This is a genomic window from Pseudomonas syringae pv. tagetis, assembly GCF_022557255.1.
GTDB classification, from domain to species: domain Bacteria; phylum Pseudomonadota; class Gammaproteobacteria; order Pseudomonadales; family Pseudomonadaceae; genus Aquipseudomonas; species Aquipseudomonas caricapapayae.
This window is the reverse complement of the sequence record NZ_CP092923.1, coordinates 1,711,502-1,733,901: the sequence shown is the minus strand read 5'-3', so window position 1 is coordinate 1,733,901 and position 22,400 is coordinate 1,711,502. Positions and strand designations below refer to the sequence as shown.

Genomic DNA, 22,400 nt, shown 5'->3' with positions numbered 1-22,400 from the left:
ACGACTCGCCCTCGATGGTCAACGACGCTTTTTATCCACGTTTTTCATACAGCTTCGCTTCGCCGGGCGGTCGACTCTTGAAGCGCCGATGGGCCCAAAGATACTGTTCCGGACAGTCAGTGATAGCACTTTCTACCCACTGATTGATACGCAGGCAATCGGCTTCATCGCTTTCGCCGGGAAAGTCCTTCAGCGGTGGGTGAATCACCAGTCGATAACCGCTGCCGTCCGGCAGACGCTGTTGAGTGAACGGCACCACCTGAGCACGGCCCAGGCGAGCAAATTTGCTGGTGGCGGTCACCGTCGCAGCCTGAATGCCGAACAGCGGCACAAAGACGCTCTGTTTAGCGCCATAGTCCTGATCCGGTGCATACCAGATGGCCCGGCCGGCACGCAGCAACTTGAGCATTCCGCGCACGTCATCACGCTCGACAGCCAGCGAATCGAGGTTGTGCCGCTCGCGTCCGCGACGCTGGATGAAATCGAACAACGGGCTCTTGTGTTCGCGGTACATGCCATCAATGGTGTGTTGCTGGCCCAGCAGCGCAGCACCGATCTCCAGCGTGGTGAAATGCAGCGCCATCAGAATCACGCCCTCGCCTTTCTGCTGAGCGCTCTGCAAGTGTTCAAGCCCTTCGACGTGGGCAAGCCTGGCCAAGCGTTTTCTAGACCACCACCAGCTCATGGCCATCTCGAAGAAGGCAATCCCGGTGGAGGCGAAGTTTTCCTTGAGCAAACGCTTGCGTTCGGTTGCGGACAGGTGCGCAAAGCACAGTTCAAGATTGCGCGCCGCGATTTTTTTTCGATCAGTGGCCACGCAATACATGATCGCGCCCAGTGCCCGACCGATGACCAGCAAGGCACGGAACGGTAACTGGACAATCAGCCACAAGAGCCCCAGCCCCAGCCACAATGGCCAGAAACGGGGGTGAAGGAAACTGGATTTAAAGCGCGGGCGATCCATTTGGGCTTCCGTCAGAACAAAGGCCGCGCATTCTACAACGGTTCTAGCTGCTTGCGGCTCGCGGGCGTTCTCGCTATAAGTCTCGGCACTTTTAGCGACAAGCTGTTGTGTATATCAACCATGAGCCAGATTGAATCGCAAAACCCGGAACCTGTATTTCAGCTCAAGGGCAGCATGCTCGCCATCACTGTGATGGAGCTGGCCCGGACCAACCTTGAGGCGCTCGACAGGCAACTGGCGGCAAAAGTGGCACAGGCCCCCAATTTCTTCAGCAATACGCCGTTGATCCTGGCTCTGGACAAACTCGCGCCCAACGAAGGCCCGGTCGATCTGCCCGGGCTGGTGCGCATCTGCCGCCAGCACGGCCTGCGCACTCTGGCGATCCGCGCCAACCGTATCGAAGACATCGCTGCGGCCATTGCCGTCGACCTCCCGGTTCTGCCGCCGTCCGGCGCACGTGAGCGTGTCATCGACCCGGTTGAAGCCGATGCACCGAAAAAGATTCCGGAAAAACCACCCGAACCGCTGATCAAGCCGACCCGCGTAATAACCGCCCCCGTGCGCGGCGGTCAGCAGATTTATGCGCAGGGCGGCGATCTCGTTGTGGTCGCGCCTGTCAGTCCCGGCGCGGAACTTCTGGCCGATGGAAACATCCATGTGTACGGCCCAATGCGCGGCAGGGCACTGGCAGGAATAAAGGGCGACACGAAAGCGCGAATCTTCTGTCAGCAGTTGAGTGCAGAGCTGATTTCGATTGCCGGGCAATACAAGGTTTCCGAGGATCTGCGCAGGGACCCGCTATGGGGCTCGCCGGTTCAGGTAAGCCTGTCCGGGGATGTGTTGAACATCATTCGTCTTTAACGGATACTGCCGCAATTTTCAAAGCATCTCTGATTCGTCGCGAATTGTCGTGAAGGCGGCAGGAAGTTCTGACAAGCACTGTTTTTTCAGTGGGTATATGAGCCGAAAGTAATAGCTTAACGCTACCTTTCAGGGATCGGATCTCATGATTTCCAGAATGCTTCGACAAACGTGGCGTCAAGAAATGCTCTTCAGGGACTAAACGTCCTTTTCCTCTAGGGGTGATACACCTTGGCCAAGATTCTCGTTGTTACATCCGGCAAGGGTGGTGTGGGCAAGACCACCACCAGCGCCGCTATCGGTACAGGTCTCGCACTGCGCGGCCACAAGACAGTCATCGTCGATTTCGACGTCGGCCTGCGTAATCTCGACCTTATCATGGGCTGTGAGCGTCGCGTCGTGTATGACTTCGTCAACGTGGTCAATGGCGAAGCCAACCTGCAACAGGCGCTGATCAAGGACAAGAAGATCGAAGGCCTGTTCGTGCTGGCCGCCAGCCAGACCCGTGACAAGGAAGCACTGACCAAAGAGGGCGTCGAAAAAGTCCTCATGGAACTGAAGGAATCGTTCGAATACATCGTCTGCGATTCGCCGGCCGGTATCGAAACCGGTGCTCACCTGGCGATGTACTTTGCCGATGAAGCGATCGTCGTGACCAACCCTGAAGTATCGTCGGTGCGTGACTCGGACCGCATGCTGGGGCTGCTGGCCAGCAAATCGCGTCGCGCCGAGCGTGGCGAAGATCCGATCAAGGAACATTTGCTGCTGACTCGCTACAACCCTGAGCGCGTCAGCAAGGGCGAAATGCTCGGTGTGGAAGACGTCAAGGAAATCCTTGCTGTCACCCTGCTCGGCGTGATTCCCGAATCCCAGGCGGTGCTGAAAGCCTCCAACCAGGGCGTGCCGGTCATCCTCGATGACCAGAGCGACGCGGGTCAGGCCTATAGCGATGCCGTTGACCGCCTGCTGGGCAAAGACCGGGAACATCGCTTCCTGGATGTGCAGAAGAAAGGATTCTTTGAACGTCTGTTCGGGGGTAATTAATGAATATTTTTGACTTCTTTCGTGACCGCAAAAAAGAAAGCACGGCCTCGGTAGCGAAAGAGCGTCTACAGATCATCGTTGCGCACGAACGCGGCCAGCGCAGTACTCCGGACTACCTTCCTGCCCTGCAGAAAGAACTGGTGGAAGTGATCCGTAAATACGTCAATATCGAGTCTGATCAAGTGCAGGTTGCGCTGGAAAGCCAGGGCAGCTGTTCGATTCTGGAACTCAATATCACCCTGCCCGATCGCTGATCAGGCAGTCGCTTGCGGCGGTATCGGCGTACTTCTCAGGAAGCTGCGCCCTTACCGCCGTTGGCGTTTCTAGCGTTTCGAGGCCGTTGCATGCCGTTGTCGAACATCCGCATCATTCATCAGGACGCAGCCGTTCTGGTGATCGATAAGCCTACCCTGTTGCTTTCCGTCCCCGGCCGTGCCGATGACAACAAGGATTGCCTGATTACCCGCCTGCAGGAAAACGGTTATCCCGAAGCCCGTATCGTCCATCGTCTGGACTGGGAAACGTCGGGTATCATCCTGCTGGCCCGCGATGCCGACACGCATCGTGAGCTGTCGCGTCAGTTTCATGATCGCGAAACCGAAAAAGCCTACACCGCGCTGTGCTGGGGCCAGCCTTCGCTGGACAGCGGCAGCATCGATCTGCCGTTGCGCTACGACCCGCCCACCAAGCCTCGGCATGTGGTGGATCATGAGGCAGGCAAGCACGCGCTGACGTTCTGGAAAGTTGTCGAGCGCCACGACACATACTGCCGGGTCGAGCTCACGCCGATCACTGGCCGCTCGCATCAGTTGCGCGTACACATGCTGTCAATCGGACATCCACTGTTGGGTGATGGCCTGTACGCGCATCCCGAGGCGCTGGCGGCTTCCCCCCGTCTGTGTCTGCATGCCAGCATGCTGAGCTTCACGCATCCAGGCACCGGTGAGCGACTGACCTTCGAGTGTGCTGCACCGTTCTGATCTGAATGACACGCTGACTATCGTGCCGATGCTCCGCGTGGTAATGCCGTTCGTGACGCCCCCGACATCGCAGAACCGCCGTGTGACGCAGTGCGTCGACACGAGAGCCGGGGTTGTGTACCGGCAATGAGCGCAACCGAAGGCAGCAAATCATCCAATACGGTAAACTCGCACCATTGCTGTCTGGAGCTATTTATGCGCGCAGAGTTGAACAAAGGCCTTATCGACTTCCTGAAGGCTTCTCCCACCCCGTTTCACGCCACCGCCACCCTCGTGCAACACTTCGAAGCCGCTGGCTTTCAACGGTTGGATGAGCGTGATACCTGGGCAATAGAAACCGGAGGTCGTTACTTCGTCACCCGTAATGACTCTTCTATCGTCGCCTTCCGCATGGGCCGGCAGTCGCCACTCACAGGCGGTATTCGCATGGTCGGTGCACACACCGACAGCCCTTGCCTGCGGGTCAAGCCACAACCGGAACTGCAACGCCAGGGCTTTTGGCAACTGGGTGTAGAAGTCTACGGCGGCGCGCTTCTGGCACCGTGGTTTGACCGTGATCTGTCGTTGGCTGGTCGCGTTACCTTCCGCCGCGACGGCAAGGTCGAAAGCCAGTTGATCGATTTCAAACTGCCGATTGCCGTGATTCCCAATCTGGCCATTCACTTGAACCGCACCGCCAATGAAGGCTGGGCGATCAATGCGCAAAACGAACTGCCACCGATCCTCGCGCAAGTGGCTGGTGACGAACGTGCAGACTTCCGTGCGCTGCTGACTGATCAACTGGCTCGCGAGCACGGGCTAAACGCGGACGTGGTGCTCGATTACGAGTTGAGTTTCTACGACACCCAGAGCGCCGCAGTTGTCGGCCTCAATGGTGACTTCCTGGCAGGCGCACGTCTGGATAACCTGCTCTCGTGTTTCGCCGGAATGCAGGCGCTGCTCTCCACCGAGAGTGACGAAACCGCTCTGCTGGTATGCACTGATCATGAGGAAGTCGGCTCGTCGTCGACCTGTGGCGCAGACGGTGCAATGCTGGAGCAGATCGTCCAGCGCCTTCTGCCGAGCAGCGAAGACTACGTACGAACCATTCAGAAGTCGCTGCTGATATCGGCCGATAACGCCCACGGCATACACCCCAACTATGCTGACAAGCACGACGCCAATCATGGTCCAAAGCTCAATGCTGGGCCGGTGATCAAGGTAAACAGCAATCAGCGTTACGCCACCAACAGTGAAACCGCCGGTTTCTTCCGCCATCTGTGCATGGCTGAAGAAGTTCCGGTGCAGAGCTTCGTGGTACGCAGTGACATGGCGTGCGGCTCGACCATCGGACCGATTACCGCCAGCCATCTGGGTATCCGCACGGTAGACATCGGCTTGCCGACATTTGCCATGCACTCGATTCGCGAACTGGCCGGCAGCCACGATCTGGCGCACCTGGTCAAAGTATTGAGCGCGTTCTATGCCAGCCACGAGCTGCCATAACGGAGCCCATAGCCACTGAGGCAATCATCGACATCGCGGGGCGCGGCCAACAGCCCCCGCATGTGGGTGCTCATGCGCGGTAAAATGCGCGTCGAATACACTACAATTTTGCCAATGACCTAAAAAAGAAGGCAGACGTTATCTGCTTTTTGCTCGGCATTATTGCAAAGGGCATCACATTATTCGTTATAAAGGGACTTCATGTCCCGCGCCACCGACGTACCCTGTCGATGTTTCAGTCGTCGATTATTCGTCTTCTCCAGCAACGTGACTCAGGTATCGTCCTCGTCGTTTTTATGGACAATATCGTCATCTTCATTCATGTAATACGGGAGATCGGCTTCCACACCGTTTTCTCCGGTTTTGGCAACCAGCTGCCGATAGCGCTTACCATCCCAACGTCTGAACACGAGGGTAGAGTCTTCGCCCGCCGAAAGCGTTGAACCTTCACTGCCAATAAGTCTGCTGCGAGCACCCGCCGTCAGAACACTGTTCTTGCCGGCGGTCAATCTGCTTTGGTCACCCGCCATTAACGTGCAATCGTGCCCACCGGTCAGTTTGCTTCTGTCACCCGCAGTCAGATAACTGTTATTACCAGCCAGTAGTTTACTGCGGTCACCTGCCGTCTGATGACTGTCCGCACCGGCAATCAATCTGCTGCGATCACCGGCCAGTTGTACGCTGTCCGCACCCGCGATAAGTGTGCTGCGAAAACCGGCAGTCTGCGAACTGCCCTTACCGGCGATCAACATGCTTTTATGCCCGGCCACCTGAATACTTTCATGGCCTGCAATCAACGAACTGCCATAACTTGCAATCTGATTACTGCCGTAGCCTGCCGTCAATGTGCTGCGGATGCCCGATGTAAGACTGCTGCCATACCCCGCAATCAAAACACTGCGAAGTCCAGCGATCAGCGTACTGCCATAACCTGCCGTCAGAAAACTTCTGATCCCGCTGGTCAGGGAACTGCCATAACCAGCGATCAATGAGCTGTCCTGCCCGGCCGTTGCCGTACTGCCATAACCCGCGGTCAGTGAACTTCCATGCTCTGCCGTCTGTGTGCTGCCGTAGCCCGCTGTGAGCGTACTGTTATAGCCCGCCGTCTGCGTACTGCCATAACCCGCGATAAGCGAACTTTCGTAGCCCGCCGTGGAGGTACTTCCATAGCCGGTGGTGAGCGAGCTTTTTTCCTGCGCGGTTTGCGTACTGCCGTAACCGGCGGTCAACGTGCTCTCGTAACCTGCCGTTTGCGTACTGCCATAACCCGCGATCAGGGAACTTGCATAACCAGCGGTGGACGTACTTCCGTAACCTGTTACGAGGTCACTGCGCTCCTGCGCGGTTTGCGTGCTGCCGTAACCGGCGGTCAATGTGCTTTCGTAACCTGCCGTCTGCGTACTGCCGTAACCCGCGATCAGGGAACTTGCATAGCCTGCGGTAGAGGTACTGCCATAGCCGGTGGTGAGCGAACTGCTGTCCTGGGCGGTTTGCGTACTGCCGTAACCGGCGGTCAATGTGCTTTCGTAACCTGCCGTCTGCGTACTGCCATAACCCGCGATAAGCGAACTGGCATAACCCGCGGTGGAGGTACTTCCGTAACCTGTAACCAGGTCACTGTGCTCCTGTGCCGTCTGGGTACTTCCATAACCGGCGGTCAGTGTGCTTTTGAAGCTTGCGGTCTGGGTGCTTCCATATCCGGCTATCAGTGAACTGTTCGAGCCTGCCGTTGAAGTGCTGCCGTAACCTGCGACAAGATCACTGTATTCTCTGGCAGTCTGTGTACTGCCATAACCGGCGGTCAGCACACTTTTATAACTCGCGGTCTGGGTGCTGCCGTAACCTGCGATCAGCGAACTACTTGAACCTGCTGTTCCGGTACTGCCGTAGCCCGCAATCAGGTCACTACCATCCCTGGCCGTCTGAGTGCTCCCATATCCAGCAGTCAGGATGCTTTTATGCCCCGCTGTCTGTGTGCTGCCATAACCCGCGATGATGAAGCTCTCATGACCCGCCGTACCCGTACTTCCATAACCTGCCGTGAGATTACTGGCAGCCCCGGCCGTTTGCGTACTGCCGTAACCTGATGTAAGCACGCTGCCCTGCCGGGCAGTCTGAGTGCTGCCATAACCTGCTGTGAGCGAGCTATCGCTGCCTGAAGTCTGCGTGCTGCCATAGCCCGCAATCAGCGAGCTGTCGGCTCCCGCCGTGCCGGTGCTGCCGTAGCCGGCAGTCAGGTCGCTGTCCTGCCGGGCAGTCTGAGTACTGCCATAACCCGCCGTGAGCGAGCTATCGCTGCCCGAAGTCTGCGTACTGCCATAGCCCGCAATCAGCGAGCTGTCGGCTCCCGCCGTGCCGGTGCTGCCGTAGCCGGCAGTCAGGTCGCTGTCCTGCCGGGCAGTCTGAGTGCTGCCATAACCCGCCGTGAGCGAGCTATCGCTGCCCGAAGTCTGCGTACTGCCATAGCCCGCAATCAGCGAGCTGTCGGCTCCCGCCGTGCCGGTGCTGCCGTAACCGGCAGTGAGGTCGCTGCCTTCCTGAGCCGTTTGCGTGCTGCCATAGCCTGCCGTCAGGGCGCTGTCCCCGCCTGAAGTCTGCGTACTGCCATAACCGGCTATCAACGAACTGTCGGAACCTGCGGTACCGGTGCTGCCGTAACCGGCAGTCAGGTCGCTGCCTTCCTGAGCCGTTTGCGTGCTGCCATAGCCTGCCGTCAGGGCGCTGTCGCTGCCTGAAGTCTGCGTGCTGCCGTAACCGGCTATCAGCGAACTGTCCGCTCCGGCAGTACCGGTGCTGCCGTAACCGGCAGTGAGGTTGCTGCCTTCCTGAGCCGTTTGCGTGCTGCCATAGCCTGCCGTCAGGGCGCTGTCCCCGCCTGAAGTCTGCGTGCTGCCGTAACCGGCTATCAACGAACTGTCGGAACCTGCCGTACCGGTGCTGCCGTATCCGGCAGTGAGGTGGCTGTTTTCCTGAGCTGTCTGAGTACTCCCGTAACCAGCCCTTAGCGAGCTGTCACTCCCGGACGTTTGCGTGCTGCCATAACCGGCAGTCAACGAACTGTCAGAGCCTGCCGTGCCGGTGCTGCCGTATCCGGCAGTGAGGTCACTGTGATCTCCCGCCGTTTCGGTGCTGCCATAACCTGCGACCAGCTGACTGTGGCTGTCGCCGCTCAATGTGCTGCCGTAGGTCGCTGTCTGCAACGTCTGAGTGGCGACAGCAGGAACGTTATTCCCGGAGCTGGCAGAAGCAACCACTGATGCCACATCAAATACTTCATGACTGACAACCAGCTCTCCACTGGCCGGGCGAACGTCTACTGTTGCCGGGTTGCTTGCCGACAGGTAGCTGGCCTTATGCATCAAGAGGTACTGTGCAGCGCTGCTTTTGTCACCGACATGGACGACTTGCGCACGCTGGAATTTCACCATTCCGCTTTCGGGCAACTCAATGATGTCTGCGACGACCACTTCACAGACCACCCATTGCGCATCGGCATGCACACTCAAAAAAGCGCTGGTGCCAGCCCCCCATAGCAGTCCAGACAGTCCATTTTCATGCCCTTTTGTGGGTTGCCAGTGCTTGCACTCGACGGGCCCGGAAACCGGCCAGACGAGACCGCAATGATCAGCCATGTTATTTGCGCACGTCCGCAACACCAACACTTTCTCGATACTCATTACCGTACCCTCATCGATCCTTTAAATGAAAGTAGCCGCGCTCATCGACCCATAATTAATGGCCAGCCACCGATCAACCCTCACACTTATACATCGGACATCGCCAGCAACCCGACAACTAACAGAACACTAACGACGCTCTAAAAACCTACCACACCCCCCTAATAAATATTCATGAACACGCGACTTACTGCTTATATTTTCGACAACCGGAATCAAAAAATCCGTGCATTTCTCACTGCAAAAACTTTTTAAACTACGCTCGCCTTTACGCGTCTTATAGTGATTTTCTCATTAATTTTTTTAATAAACCCGCGTCCATGCTGAACAGGCCTTCCCGGTCATGAGTTTCAATACGCTTTGCGTCAGGCTGACGGGCTGACACCGAAAACCGGCCACAGACTTTTTATACGGACAGGGGTGTTCTGAAACTTTCAGCGGGTGCAAAGTCCTTGAAGGGTACGCTCAACTAATCGTTGTCTCTAACTGTGGCACGCACATGAATAGCATCATGACGCCAGTATTCAAGATCGCAGTCAATAAGACGGTCGCGTTGATCATAATTGATCCGTGCTATACGCAAACCGGGACTGCCAAGCGACACCTTCAACGCAGCTGCGGCGTCGGCATGCAATGCGGTGGGCACCATATCGAACTGCACTTGCCCGTAATGCAGGTCATAACAGCGGGCATAAAGTTCGGTAAGTGACTCGTTCAGGTCATGCTCCAGAATACCCGGAAACAGCTCTGGCCTCAGGTAATGCTCCACGTAGAGCACCAACCGCTGATCGATACGTCGGGCGCGGCAGATCTGGATCACGCTCGACAGTGCGGGCAGTTCCAGCATTTCACAGATCATTGCCGAGGCGGGTTGCAGGCGTGCAGACAGGAGCCGGGTGTGAGCCACTCTTCCCTGGGCGCAGACCATTGCATGGAAATGGCTGCGCCTGATCAGGTCGTACGCCAGCCGTGGCGGGGAAATGAACCAGCCGCGTCGCTCTTCACGGTAAATGAGCCCTTGCGCCTCCAGTTGCAGAAGTGCCTCGCGCAACGTGATACGGGTGGTCGCGAAGACTTCACTGAGCTTGCGTTCCGCAGGCAACTGGCTGCCATGGGGCAACAAGCCATGTTCGATCTGCTCTTGCAGCGCACTGCAAATCGTTGTTACCGCCCGTGGCACATCTTCGCGCATTCCGGTATCCGTCTGGACTAGACCAGCTCTATTGCGAGGCGCACATCAATGCAACCAACGCCATTAACTCCATTGATTCAAGCCTAGGCCGGGCACATGACCATTCTGTTACACACCGCACCACGGTGTATGCCAGCCGGGTTGAGGAAAGCCCCAAGCCCCTGCAAACCCTGCACATTCCCATGGTCTACGCTTAGCGCCAGGTACTGCCCGGGCCCGCGAATAACGCTTTTCCCTATTCGGCACGACACGAAAATGTCATGCAAAAAGCCTAACTTGGCTCAGGTATTGCTGATCTAGACCAAACAATCCGCAACGAACACTTCTTGCAAGAAGTGCACTAGGAGCTCCGAATGAAACATCTTCTGTTGGCATCACTCCTCGGTTCAGCCATGGCAATGAGTTCCCTGGCCATGGCTGCGGACACGGATCTTAAAACGCTGGAGGCTGCGGCCAAGGCTGAAGGCGCGGTCAACAGCCTCGGCATGCCGGATGACTGGGCAAACTGGGGTGGCATCTGGAAGGATCTTGAGACCAAATACGGCCTCAAGCACATGGACACCGACATGAGTTCGGCCCAGGAGATCGCCAAATTCGATGCGGAGAAAGACAATGCCAGCGGTGACATTGGCGACGTAGGCGCAGCATTTGGCCCTATCGCGGCAGAAAAAGGCGTTACCCAGCCTTACAAGCCGACCACCTGGGAGCAAATCCCGGACTGGGCCAAGGACAAGGACGGCCACTGGGCGCTGGCCTACACCGGCACCATCGCCTTCATCGTCAATAAAAACCTGCTGCACGGCTCTGAAATACCAAAAAGCTGGGCCGATCTGAAAACCGGCAAATACAAGGTTTCCATCGGTGATGTGAGCACTGCTGCTCAGGCTGCCAACGGTGTACTGGCGGCAGCCATCGCTATGAAAGGTGACGAAAAAAATATCTCACCGGGCCTGGCACTGTTTACCGAACTGGCCAAACAGAAGCGTCTGTCACTGGCCAACCCGACCATTCAAACCATCGAAAAAGGCGAAATCGAAGTCGGTGTGGTCTGGGACTTCAACGGTCTCAACTACAAAGCCAAGATGGCCAAACCGGATGACTACGTGGTGCTGATCCCTGCGGACGGCTCGGTTGTTTCCGGCTACACCACCATTATCAACAAGTACGCCAAGCACCCGAACGCCGCCAAGCTGGCGCGTGAATACACCTTTAGCGATGCGGGTCAGATCAGGCTGGCAGAAGGCAACGCACGCCCGATTCGCGTCGAACACATCAAGCTGCCAGACGACGTGAAAGCCCAGTTGCTGCCGCATGAGCAATACCTCAATGCCAAGCCGATCAAGAACGCAGATGCCTGGGAAAAAACCTCCAAAGCGCTGCCTCAAAAGTGGAACGAGCAGGTCATCATCGAGATGAACTGATTCTCTCCTGCGGCTCAAGGACGAAGTCATGTCCATCGGGCGAGCCAGTCTCGCCCGTTCTTTCAAAGCGAGTTGCCCATGAAACACAATGTCATCCTGATCGTGCTTGATGGACTCAACTACGAAGTGGCACGTCATGCGATGGGCCATCTTCAAGCCTGGCATGATGCCGGCCGGGCCGCGCTGTACAAGCTGGAATGCGAGCTGCCTGCCCTCTCCCGCCCGCTGTATGAATGCATACTGACCGGAGTCGCGCCTATCGACAGCGGCATCGTGCATAACAACGTCTCGCGCCTGTCTAATCAACGCAGCATCTTCCACTATGCCCGCGACGCCGGGCTGAGCACGGCAGCGGCGGCCTATCACTGGGTCAGCGAGCTGTACAACCGCACGCCATTCGACCCGGCACGCGATCGCCATACCGAGGCCGCGGATCTGCCGATTCAGAACGGGCTGTTCTACTGGGCCGATCACTACCCTGACTCGCACCTGTTCGCCGACGCCGAGAGCCTGCGTCTCAAACACGCCCCGAACTTTCTGCTGATCCACCCCATGAATATCGACGACGCCGGGCACAAGCACGGTCTCGACACCGCGCAGTACCGCAACAGCGCCCGCAGCGCCGACATCATTCTGGCCGACTACCTCCAACGCTGGCTGGACGCGGGTTATCAGGTGCTGGTGACCGCCGACCACGGCATGAACAACGACCGCTCGCACAACGGCTTATTGCCGGAAGAGCGTGAGGTGCCTCTGTTCGTACTGGGTGATGCCTTCAGCCTGAATGTCGACGCAGCGCCGCGCCAGATTGATCTGTGCGGCACTGTCTGCGAGCTGCTGGGCGTGCCACACAACAAACCGGTCTGCCGGGAGATTCTCAATTGACAACCCTTTCCCGAGGCAAATGGCTGGGGCTGTTGTGCCTGGTGCCGTTTGCCGTCTTCTTCATTGTGTTCCAGATTGCACCGCTGCTCTGGGTGGCGATTCACAGCCTGCAAAGCGATGCCGGCTGGGGCTGGGAAAACTTCATTCGGGCGTTCAGCTCGAAGTTTTACCGCCAGGCGATACAGTACAGCCTTGAGATCAGCTTTTGGTCGAGCCTGTTCGGCATCATCATTGCTGTACTGGGTGCCCATTCGCTACGCAAGGTGGACTCTCGCCTGCGGGATTTCGTCAACTCGTTCGCCAACATGACCAGCAATTTTGCCGGCGTGCCATTGGCGTTCGCGTTCATCATCCTGCTGGGGTTCAACGGCGCGTTGACCCTGATCCTCAAGCAAACAGGGATCATCGATGACTTCAACCTGTATTCCAAGACCGGGCTGATCATCCTTTACACCTACTTCCAGATCCCCCTGGGCGTGCTGCTGCTCTACCCCGCATTCGATGCTGTGCGCGAGGACTGGAACGAGTCGGCAGCATTGCTGGGGGCCAGCAGTTATCAGTTCTGGCGTTACATCGGCCTGCCGGTCCTGACCCCTGCACTGCTCGGTACGTTCGTGATTTTGCTGGCCAACGCGCTGGGCGCGTACGCAACGGTCTATGCCCTGACCACCGGCAATTTCAACGTGCTGCCGATCCGTATCGCGGCGATGGTTGCGGGCGATATCACCCTGGACCCGAACATGGCCAGCGCCCTGGCGATGATTCTGGTCGGGCTCATGACCCTGGTCACCGTGGTCCATCAGTGGCTGTTGAGAAGGAGCTACCATGTCGCGCGTTGAACAAGGACCTGCCGGTATCTACCACAAGACCGTCGTCTACCTGCTGTTCCTGATCCTGTTGCTGCCGCTGGCCGGCACTTTCCTGTACTCGATCTCCACCAGTTGGTCGGCGACCATTCTGCCCAGTGGCCTGACCTTCAAATGGTACGTGGCGTTGTGGAGCGACCCTCGTTTTCTGACGGCATTCGGCCAGTCATTGCTGGTGTGCGTAGGCGCACTGATCTTGTCGGTGGTGCTGATTCTGCCGTTGCTGTTTGTTGTGCATTACTACTTTCCGCGCCTCGACGGGCTGATGAACATCCTCATCCTGCTGCCGTTCGCCGTACCTCCCGTGGTCTCGTCGGTAGGCTTGCTGCAGCTCTATGGCTCAGGACCGATGGCCATGGTCGGCACACCGTGGATTCTGATCGGCTGCTATTTCACGGTTGCCTTGCCCTTCATGTACCGCGCCATCACCAATAACCTGCAAGCCATCAACCTGACCGACTTGATGGACGCTGCCCAGCTACTGGGAGCCAGCACCTGGCAAGCGGCGTTCATGGTTGTACTGCCCAACCTGCGCAAGGGCTTGATGATCGCGCTGCTATTGTCGTTTTCCTTCCTGTTCGGCGAATTCGTGTTCGCCAACCTGTTGGTCGGCACGCGCTATGAAACCTTGCAGGTGTACCTGAACAACATGCGCAACAGCAGCGGTCACTTCAACAGCGCGCTGGTGATTTCCTATTTCTTCTTCGTGCTGGTGCTGACCTGGGCCGCCAATCGACTGAACAAGGACAAAGACTGAGATGAGTTTTGTCAGCATTGAAAACCTGCAGAAAAGCTACGCCAGCACGTCAGTGTTCAGCGACATCAATTGCCGCATCGAAAAAGGCGAGTTCGTCACCTTGCTCGGCCCGTCCGGCTGCGGTAAATCCACGTTACTGCGCTGCATTGCCGGGCTCACAGCGGTCAACAGCGGGCGCATTCTGCTCGACGGCAGCGATCTGGTGCCGCTCACGCCGCAAAAGCGCAACATCGGCATGGTGTTCCAGAGCTATGCGCTGTTTCCCAACATGACCGTCGAGCAAAACGTCGCCTTCGGGCTGCGCATTCAGAAAGTCAGTGCCGATGAGAGCTCAAGGCGCGTTGCCGAGATTCTGCGGATGGTCGAGCTGCACGACTTCGCCACGCGCTACCCGCATCAGTTGTCTGGTGGGCAATGCCAGCGCGTGGCACTGGCGCGCTCGCTGGTCACTCGTCCGCGCCTGCTGTTGCTTGATGAGCCGCTGTCAGCGCTGGATGCGCGAATTCGCAAAAACCTGCGTGAACAGATCCGGGCCATTCAGCGCGAGCTGGGCTTGACCACGATTTTCGTGACCCACGATCAGGAGGAAGCACTGACCATGTCAGACCGCATATTTCTGATGAATCAAGGCCGGATCGTGCAGAGCGGCGACGCCGAAACCCTCTACACTGCTCCGGTTGATATATTTGCCGCAGGTTTCATCGGCAACTACAACCTGCTGGAAGCCGAGGACGCCACACGCCTGATGCAGCGCCCGATCGCCAGCCGCGTCGCTATTCGCCCTGAATCGATCCAATTGAGCCTGACCGGCGAACTGGAAGGCGAAGTACGCAGTCACAGTCTGCTCGGCAACGTCATCCGCTACCGGATACAGGCCCGTGGCGTACAACTGGTGGTCGACGTACTCAACCGCAGCGCCGACGACCTGCACCCGGATGGACGACGCGTGACATTGAACATCGAGCCGTCGGCGCTCTGTGCGCTTGACTGACGGATCGAGAACACCGGGCGTTCGCTTCAGGCTTGAAGCTGCCCCAACAACCCTCTAAGGAGAAGCACACATGCCCTTGGCAATTTTCGACCTGGACGAGACCCTGATCGGTGGCGACTGCGCCACTCTCTGGAGCGAGCAGATGGGTCGCCTGGGCTGGGTCGACTCAACCTCGTTCATGCAGCGCAATGACGAACTGATGGCCGCCTACAGCGCGGGCGAGCTGGCCATGGAAGACTACATGGCGTTCAGCCTCGAACCCATGGCGGGCCGTACACCTGAAGAAATAGACCATCTGGTCGGCCCTTGGGTAGAGGACGTCATCGAACCGATCATCTACAGCGACGCCTGCACGTGCATTGCAAAACACCGCGCCAGAGGCGACCGTATTCTGGTCATCTCCGCTTCGGGGGTGCATCTGGTCAAGCCCATCGCCGAGCGCCTCGGCATCGACGAAGTGCTGGGCATCGAGCTGGATGTGCAGCATGGTGTTTACAGCGGTGCCACCGTCGGCGTACTGACTTACCGGGAAGGCAAGATCACGCGCCTGATGGAATGGCTGGACGCCGAAGGTGAAAACCTCGAGGGAGCGAGCTTCTATTCGGACTCGCGCAATGACCTGCCGTTGCTGCTCAAGGTCGACCACCCCAACGTGGTCAACCCCGATTCGGTGCTGCTGGAACATGCGCAGAAAGCAGGCTGGCCGGTGCACAACTGGAGCTGAGCCCAGCGGCTTACCGGGTCAGACCAGGCTTTCGTCGATCACCAGTACGATCTTGCCGGACACCTTGTTGGTCGCCAGCTCTTCGAATGCTGCCTCGGCATCCTTGATCGCAAACGATTTTGCCAGCTGCGGCTTGAGGCGGCCTTCGGTGAACAACGGCCAGACGTGCTGGCCCAGATCGCTGATCAGATCAGCCTTGAACGTGTCGTCGCGACTGCGCAAGGTCGACCCCATCAACTGGATACGCTTGCCCAGCACGTGCTCCAGATCCACTTGAGCCTCGCGTCCGCTCATGACGCCGATCAGCACCCAGCGACCATCCAGCGCCAGCAGTTTGACGTTGAGTTCGGCGTAACTTGCGCCTACCGGATCAAGGATGACGTTGAACGGAGCAAAATCGTTCAGGCCTTCGAGACTTTCACTGCGCACTACGCCGCCCTGCGCCCCCAGTTCGACGCAATAGGCCAGCCGTTCGGTCGAACCGACGCTGACCCAGACCGGGTTGCCGAACGCCTTGCAAAGCTGAATGCCGGCTGAACCAACCCCACTTGCGCCAGCGTGCAACAAAACCTTCTCGCCAGGCTTGAGGCTTGCAAGCTCGAAGAGATTGAGCCAGGCCGTGGCATACACCTCGGGAATGGCGGCCGCCTCGTGCAGCGACAGCCCCTCGGGTACTGGCAAAACGTGTCGCCCGTCGACGACCACCTCTTCGGCCATCGCCCCGCCCGCCAGCAGCGCGCAGACACGGTCGCCAACCAGCCAGGAGGTTCCCGGACCGACTTCGGTGACCACTCCGGAGCACTCCAGGCCCAGTGTCGCGGTCACGCCAGCCGGCGGCGGATACTTCCCGGCGCGCTGTAACAGATCGGCCCGATTCAAACCTGCCGCAGCCACTTTGATACGTACCTGTCCCACATCAAGGGCCGGCGTCGGCTCCTCGACCCATTCCACATGTCCTTCAACGCCTTGCAATGCCTTCACGGTGCCTCCATAGTGAGTCCAGACTGAGCCCGTGGCTGTTTTGCCCGGGCTTTTGCATTATGCGGCCGGGTCCAAAGGAACCGGCGACCTCACAGACGGCCTAATATGCGTTATCAATTGTCCTCGCGTCGAATCAGCATGAAGCAATTATTCCCCAGCACTGCCCTCGCACTGTTTGTCGGCCTCAGCGTTTTGCCGATGTCAGCCAGTACCTTAGCCGCCAACAGCTGGGATAATCTTCAGCCAGACCGCGACGAAGTGATTGCCAGTCTCAACGTGGTTGAGCTGCTCAAACGACATCACTACAGCAAGCCGCCCCTGGACGACAAGCGTTCAGCCATTATTTATCAGAGCTATATCAAGCAACTGGACCCTGCGCGCAGCTATTTCATGGCCAGCGATATTGCCGAATTCGACAAATGGCAGTTTCAGTTCGACGATTTTCTCAAAAGCGGCGATCTGAACCCGGGGTTCACGATCTACAAGCGCTACCTGGACCGCATCAAGGCGCGTCTTGATTTCGCGCTGGCCGAATTGAGCAAGGGCGTCGACAAGCTCGACTTCAATACTAAGGAAACCCTGCTGGTGGACCGTAAGGACGCCGCATGGCCCAAGGATACCGCCGAGCTCGACGAGCTGTGGCGCAAGCGTATCAAGGATGAAGTCCTGCGCCTGAAGATTGCGGGCAAGGATCCGGCGAAGATTCAGGAAACCCTGACCAAGCGCTACAAGAATCAGCAGGCCCGCCTGGGTCAGACCCGCGCCGAAGATATTTTCCAGGCGTACATCAACACCTTCGCCATGTCCTACGATCCGCACACCAACTACCTGTCACCAGACAGCGCGGAAAACTTCGACATCAACATGAGTCTGTCGCTGGAAGGCATTGGTGCCGTGTTGCAGAGCGATAACGACAATGTGAAGATTGTGCGCCTGGTCCCGGCAGGCCCGGCAGCCAAGACCAAGCAGGTCGCACCGGCGGACAAGATCGTCGCCGTTGCCCAGGGCGACAAGGAAATGGTCGACGTGATCGGCTGGCGTCTGGACGAAGTGGTCAAGCTGATCCGCGGTCCGAAAGGCTCTGTAGTCCGTCTGGAAATCATCCCGGCCAGCAATGCGCCGAATGACCAGACCAGCAAGATAGTCGCCATCACCCGTGAAGCGGTAAAACTTGAAGAGCAGGCGGCCAAGAAGTCGATTCTGCACCTCAAACAGGATGGCAAGGACTACAAACTCGGGGTCATCGACATTCCGGCGTTCTATCTGGACTTCAAGGCCTACCGTGCCGGCGATCCTGAGTACAAGAGCACCACCCGTGACGTGAAGAAACTGCTCACCGAGCTGCAGGCCGAGAAGGTCGACGGCGTGGTGCTGGACCTTCGCAACAACGGGGGCGGTTCGTTGCAGGAGGCAACCGAGCTGACCAGTCTGTTCATCGACAAGGGCCCGACGGTGCTGGTGCGCAATGCCGACGGCAAGGTCGATGTGCTTGAAGACGAAGCCAAGGGCGCGTTCTACAAAGGCCCGATGGCACTGCTGGTCAACCGTCTGTCTGCCTCGGCTTCAGAGATTTTTGCTGGTGCAATGCAGGATTATCACCGCGCGCTGGTGATTGGCGGTCAGACCTTCGGCAAGGGCACCGTGCAGACCATCCAGCCGCTCAACCATGGCGAACTGAAGCTGACCCTGGCCAAGTTCTACCGGGTTTCCGGCCAGAGCACACAGCATCAGGGCGTAGTGCCTGACATCACTTACCCGTCGCTGATCGACACCAAGGAAATCGGTGAGAGCGCCCTGCCCGAGGCCATGCCGTGGGACAGCATCAAACCGGCGATCAAACCGGCCATCGATCCGTTCAAGCCGTTCTTGGCCCAGCTGCAGGCGCGTCATGAAGCACGTTCGGCAAAAGATGCCGAGTTCGTGTTCATCGAAGATCGCCTCGCGCTGGCCAAGAAGCTGATGAATGAAAAAACCGTCAGCCTCAATGAAGCCGATCGCCGTGCCGAGCATGCTTCCATCGAGAGCAAGCAGCTTGCACTGGAAAACACCCGCCGCAAGGCCAAGGGTGAAGAGCCACTCAAGGAGTTGAAGAAAGAAGACGAGGACGCGCTGCCGGTGGAAGACGAGAAAACCAAACCCGAGGACGATGCCTACCTGGCAGAGACAGGGCGTATTTTGATCGACTACCTGGGCCTGAGTGCTGCCGTGGCCAAAAAGTGAGGCAGGTTCATTGATGGCCATTTAGCTTCAACGTCATCAAACAGTCATGAAGCTGTCGTGAAATACGGGGCTGAACGCGCAAGCGCTCAGCCCTTTTTCATTCTCTTCGAGACGACCATGACCATAACCGAACAGCTGAGCGCACTGAGTTCAATTCTGGCTCGTGGTGATTTGCACAGCTTGTTCCAGCCCATCGTTTCGCTGTCGGAACGCAGGATTCTGGGCTACGAGGCCTTGACTCGGGGCCCGTCCAATAGCGCGCTGCATTCGCCCCTCAACCTGTTTGCCATCGCTCGGCAGGCAGGCCGCCTGAGTGAACTGGAACTGAGCTGTCGTGACAGTGCCTGTCGTCGCTTCAGTCAGCAGAAGTTGCCGGGCAAGCTGTTTCTCAATGTATCTCCTGAGTCTCTGCTCGAAACCTCACACCCGCCGGGGCGTACCCTGGAAATGCTGCGTCGCTACCGGATTGCGCCCAAGGACGTGGTCATTGAGCTGACCGAGCAGATGCCGACCGACGATTTCGACCTGCTGTACAACGCGCTGCACCATTATCGCGACATGGGTTTTTCCATTGCGCTGGACGATCTCGGTGCGGGTTATTCAAGCTTGCGGCTGTGGTCTGAGCTACGCCCGGACTACGTGAAAATCGACCGTCACTTCATAGACGGGATTCATCAGGATGCCGTAAAGCGCGAGTTCGTCGGCTCCATGCTGCAAATGGCCAAGGCTTCCCGAGCGACCGTGATTGCCGAAGGCATCGAATTGCCGGAAGAGCTGGCAGCGTTGAAAGACATGGGTGTAGATCTGGTTCAGGGCTATTTGCTGGCCCGCCCGCAGGAGCGACCGCCGCGCGACACCCGCGCCATGCTGCCCAAGGCAGAGACCACCAGCGCGCCGCTCAACGAAGAAGCCGCAGACCTTTCTGCCCTGCTCAACCCGCAACCCTCGGTCAGTCAGTCCACGCCCACGGCTGAGGTACTGGAAGCATTCCGCAGACAAGCCAATCTCAACTCGCTGGCGGTACTGGACGACGACGCCAGACCGTGCGGCATCGTCCATAGGCATTCGTTGTCCGAAGCCCTGCTCAAGCCATTCGGTACCGAACTGTTTGCCCGCAAGCCGATCAGCCGTCTGATGAGCGATGACTTTCTGGCTGTAGAAGTCAGCCAGTCACTGCAGCAAGTCAGCCGATTGTTGACCAGCCGCGCCCGGCAGCGCATAGAAGAGGACTTCATCATTACTGCCAACGGCGTCTATCTGGGTCTGGGACGGGTGATCGATGTCCTGAAGCTGATTACCGAAATGAAGATCCAGCAGGCCCGTTACGCCAATCCACTGACCCTGCTGCCAGGCAATGTTCCGATTCAACAATGCCTGACTCGTCTGCTGCAACAGGGCCGCGAGTCAATGATCTGCTACGTGGACATCGACAGCTTCAAGCCTTTCAACGATATCTACGGGTACGCCCGTGGCGATGAAGTGCTGCTGTGTCTGGCGCAGTGCCTCAACGACCGTGTCGATCCGAGCCGGGATTTTGTCGGGCACATCGGCGGCGATGATTTTCTGATGGTGCTGGGTTTCGAGGACTGGGAACGGCGCCTGAAAACCTTGCTGGATGATTTCCAGAATCAATGTCGCCGCTTCTACCGCGCGGAACACCTGGAAGCCGGTTGCTTCGTAGCCCTCAACCGTCAGGGTCAACGCCAGGAGTTTCCGCTGTTATCACTGTCGGTGGGCGTGGTGCACCTGCACGAAGAAAGCTGCACGCGGGTCGATGCCAGCCAGCTGGCCGACCTGGCTTCACAAGCCAAACACTTTGCCAAGGACGTTGCTGGCGCGAGTATTCATGTGATCGATTCGACGCGGCTGGATTTGTTGGAGGCGTAAGGGCCAGCCTGGCGGCCCTACTGCGTGTGCGCATCCGGATAGCTGTATTCGAACACACGAACCACTTCGGCGGCATGCCACGATGCGGCGGCGACGCCATCCGAAGGGCCGGTAAAGCGTCCAAGACGCTCTGCACACTCGAAGAAGCCAGGACGCGGCAGACGGCTGGCACCCTGGCTGATCACCAGCGAGCTGCGCAAAGGCTGCTCTGCGCGGGCGTCCATGGTAGCCAGGTGCTCAAGGGCTGCAGTCAGCGTCTGCATCGCCGGGCTGGGCAACTGCAAACGTTCCACCAGGGCACGATAGGTCAGCAAATGGCGCTGCCGGCGCGCCTGATCGAGCTCATTCAGCAATCCGTCCCAATGCTGGCGACTGATGCGCACGCTCACGACTCACCTCGCCAGCCCGGCACTCCAAGCTCCCATGCCAGACTGCGTTTGATTGCGCCGTCCGGTTGACGCGTACCGCTTTCGATCAACTCCAGATAGGACGGGCTGATACCGACCGTACGAGCCAGAATGGCCACTTCAAGACCTTTGGCCTCACGCAGCGCACGTAACTCATCGAATCCGGGAAGCTCGCTTTCAGGGGTGCCGGAAGCCGATGCTGTCGGCTCCAGAGGCGGCTTGCCGACCAGGCCGGCAGCCTTGAGCAGTGCCTGGTACTGAGCCCAGGGAAGCACTGCATATTCCGGCTCCCCGTCGCGGGATATCACTTGAAGATCCATAGCGTCACCTTGTACTACACGACCGCAGACTGATCAGGCTTGATTCATACGCTGGCATCTTAACAGTGGAACGCTACGGCGGGTGTTCAATCCTTGAGACTTACACCTTGCCTCGCTCTTTTTCCAGCAACGCCTGAGTCTTGGGCAGTTGCTCGACCACGATCAGCTTCTCGGGCGATTGCTGCGCACGCCAGGCGCGAAATGCATCCAGTTCATCGCTCAGGTGCTTGGTGACCCACGCCAGCACTGCGATGTCATCAAGCATTCCCAAGCCCGGAATCCAGTCGGGAATCGCGTCCAGCGGGCTGAGGAAGTACATCAAACCAGCGACAATGGACAAAATCGCCTTAGGGCTGATACTTCGGTACTCGCCACGCCAGTACGCCAGGCACAGGGCCTGAAGCAAACGCAGGTCTTCCTTGAGCTTGCCCAGACGATTACCTTCACTGTTGCCCTTGCGCGCCACCGCAAACAGCAGTCCAGGCAGTCGCCCGGCTGCCAGCAGACGCCGGGCTCCGGGCAGATAACGGATCAAATTCCACGGTGCTTTCATACCCACTCCCGTTCAGCAAAATGTCTCTCGATGAAGCAGGTTCTGTAAACCTGCATGGCCGGCGTCACAAGGTTATCCACAATAATTGTGGATAACCTTGTGAACAGCAGCTTTTTTCAAGCCTGAACTCCCCGTTTTCGGGGGGCCACAGTCAAATCGGGCGTTTTTTACTCACAAAAAAAACC

General features: G+C 58.0%; 20 protein-coding genes. 13 read left to right on the top strand and 7 right to left on the bottom strand.

Annotated features, from left to right (window positions below; translation table 11 throughout):
* Positions 1 to 31 precede the first annotated feature (31 nt).
* On the bottom strand, positions 32 to 964 hold the full coding sequence (locus MME58_RS07845; RefSeq protein WP_054984612.1) for a lipid A biosynthesis lauroyl acyltransferase: 933 nt from the start codon (positions 962 to 964) through the stop codon (positions 32 to 34).
* A 120-nt stretch (positions 965 to 1,084) separates the two neighbouring features.
* Here MME58_RS07845 and minC point away from each other — a divergent pair, with 120 nt between their 5' ends.
* The 5 genes from minC (at position 1,085) to MME58_RS07820 (ending at position 5,334) form a co-directional block, all read left to right on the top strand.
* Positions 1,085 to 1,825 (top strand): septum site-determining protein MinC, encoded by a 741-nt coding sequence (minC, locus tag MME58_RS07840; RefSeq protein ID WP_054984665.1) that lies wholly within the window; start codon positions 1,085 to 1,087, stop codon positions 1,823 to 1,825.
* 231 nt (positions 1,826 to 2,056) lie between these two features.
* Positions 2,057 to 2,869, top strand: coding sequence for a septum site-determining protein MinD (minD, locus tag MME58_RS07835; protein ID WP_054984611.1), 813 nt, complete (start codon positions 2,057 to 2,059; stop codon positions 2,867 to 2,869).
* The gene (minE, locus tag MME58_RS07830) at positions 2,869 to 3,123 is read left to right on the top strand and encodes a cell division topological specificity factor MinE (protein WP_002552653.1); all 255 of its coding nucleotides are present in this window, start codon (positions 2,869 to 2,871) and stop codon (positions 3,121 to 3,123) included. The genes minD and minE overlap by 1 nt, the downstream gene beginning before the upstream one ends.
* Before the next feature lie 90 nt (positions 3,124 to 3,213).
* Positions 3,214 to 3,849 (top strand): RluA family pseudouridine synthase, encoded by a 636-nt coding sequence (locus MME58_RS07825; protein ID WP_054984610.1) that lies wholly within the window; start codon positions 3,214 to 3,216, stop codon positions 3,847 to 3,849.
* A 195-nt stretch (positions 3,850 to 4,044) separates the two neighbouring features.
* Positions 4,045 to 5,334, top strand: coding sequence for a M18 family aminopeptidase (locus tag MME58_RS07820; protein ID WP_054984609.1), 1,290 nt, complete (start codon positions 4,045 to 4,047; stop codon positions 5,332 to 5,334).
* A gap of 272 nt (positions 5,335 to 5,606) precedes the next feature.
* On the opposite strand, the gene MME58_RS07815 is transcribed toward MME58_RS07820, so the two are convergent.
* Positions 5,607 to 9,011 (bottom strand): beta strand repeat-containing protein, encoded by a 3,405-nt coding sequence (locus tag MME58_RS07815; RefSeq protein ID WP_338156854.1) that lies wholly within the window; start codon positions 9,009 to 9,011, stop codon positions 5,607 to 5,609.
* Positions 9,012 to 9,480: 469 nt separating this feature from the next.
* Positions 9,481 to 10,203, bottom strand: a complete 723-nt coding sequence (locus MME58_RS07810) for a UTRA domain-containing protein (protein ID WP_054988724.1) — start codon at positions 10,201 to 10,203, stop codon at positions 9,481 to 9,483.
* A gap of 353 nt (positions 10,204 to 10,556) precedes the next feature.
* Here MME58_RS07810 and MME58_RS07805 point away from each other — a divergent pair, with 353 nt between their 5' ends.
* The 6 genes from MME58_RS07805 to MME58_RS07780 all read left to right on the top strand — a co-directional run bounded on the left by MME58_RS07805 (position 10,557) and on the right by MME58_RS07780 (position 15,847).
* Complete coding sequence (locus tag MME58_RS07805; RefSeq protein ID WP_055005477.1) at positions 10,557 to 11,624, top strand: ABC transporter substrate-binding protein; 1,068 nt, start codon at positions 10,557 to 10,559, stop codon at positions 11,622 to 11,624.
* Between the two features lie 78 nt (positions 11,625 to 11,702).
* Complete coding sequence (locus tag MME58_RS07800; protein ID WP_054986854.1) at positions 11,703 to 12,509, top strand: alkaline phosphatase family protein; 807 nt, start codon at positions 11,703 to 11,705, stop codon at positions 12,507 to 12,509.
* The gene (locus MME58_RS07795) at positions 12,506 to 13,348 is read left to right on the top strand and encodes an ABC transporter permease (RefSeq protein WP_054986855.1); all 843 of its coding nucleotides are present in this window, start codon (positions 12,506 to 12,508) and stop codon (positions 13,346 to 13,348) included. Before MME58_RS07800 ends, MME58_RS07795 begins: the two co-directional genes overlap by 4 nt.
* Entirely contained in the window at positions 13,335 to 14,132 is a 798-nt protein-coding gene (locus tag MME58_RS07790) for an ABC transporter permease (protein ID WP_055005478.1), read from the top strand. The genes MME58_RS07795 and MME58_RS07790 overlap by 14 nt, the downstream gene beginning before the upstream one ends.
* Before the next feature lies 1 nt (position 14,133).
* Complete coding sequence (locus tag MME58_RS07785; protein ID WP_055005479.1) at positions 14,134 to 15,123, top strand: ABC transporter ATP-binding protein; 990 nt, start codon at positions 14,134 to 14,136, stop codon at positions 15,121 to 15,123.
* Between the two features lie 70 nt (positions 15,124 to 15,193).
* A complete protein-coding gene (locus tag MME58_RS07780; protein WP_054987917.1) occupies positions 15,194 to 15,847 on the top strand; it encodes an HAD family hydrolase in 654 nt (217 codons plus the stop codon).
* 18 nt (positions 15,848 to 15,865) lie between these two features.
* Here the strand turns inward: MME58_RS07780 and MME58_RS07775 are convergent, their stop codons facing one another.
* Positions 15,866 to 16,828: an NAD(P)H-quinone oxidoreductase gene (locus MME58_RS07775; protein WP_055005480.1), complete on the bottom strand. Its 963-nt coding sequence runs from the start codon at positions 16,826 to 16,828 to the stop codon at positions 15,866 to 15,868.
* Between the two features lie 138 nt (positions 16,829 to 16,966).
* Here MME58_RS07775 and MME58_RS07770 point away from each other — a divergent pair, with 138 nt between their 5' ends.
* Entirely contained in the window at positions 16,967 to 19,048 is a 2,082-nt protein-coding gene (locus MME58_RS07770) for a carboxy terminal-processing peptidase (protein WP_174518979.1), read from the top strand.
* Positions 19,049 to 19,165: 117 nt separating this feature from the next.
* Complete coding sequence (locus MME58_RS07765) at positions 19,166 to 20,935, top strand: bifunctional diguanylate cyclase/phosphodiesterase (RefSeq protein ID WP_055005508.1); 1,770 nt, start codon at positions 19,166 to 19,168, stop codon at positions 20,933 to 20,935.
* Positions 20,936 to 20,952: 17 nt separating this feature from the next.
* Here the strand turns inward: MME58_RS07765 and MME58_RS07760 are convergent, their stop codons facing one another.
* The 3 genes from MME58_RS07760 to MME58_RS07750 form a co-directional block, all read right to left on the bottom strand.
* A complete protein-coding gene (locus tag MME58_RS07760; RefSeq protein ID WP_054987920.1) occupies positions 20,953 to 21,324 on the bottom strand; it encodes a hypothetical protein in 372 nt (123 codons plus the stop codon).
* Positions 21,321 to 21,662: a helix-turn-helix domain-containing protein gene (locus tag MME58_RS07755; RefSeq protein WP_055005481.1), complete on the bottom strand. Its 342-nt coding sequence runs from the start codon at positions 21,660 to 21,662 to the stop codon at positions 21,321 to 21,323. Before MME58_RS07755 ends, MME58_RS07760 begins: the two co-directional genes overlap by 4 nt.
* 100 nt (positions 21,663 to 21,762) lie before the next feature.
* Complete coding sequence (locus MME58_RS07750) at positions 21,763 to 22,215, bottom strand: YkvA family protein (RefSeq protein WP_055005482.1); 453 nt, start codon at positions 22,213 to 22,215, stop codon at positions 21,763 to 21,765.
* Positions 22,216 to 22,400 lie beyond the last annotated feature (185 nt).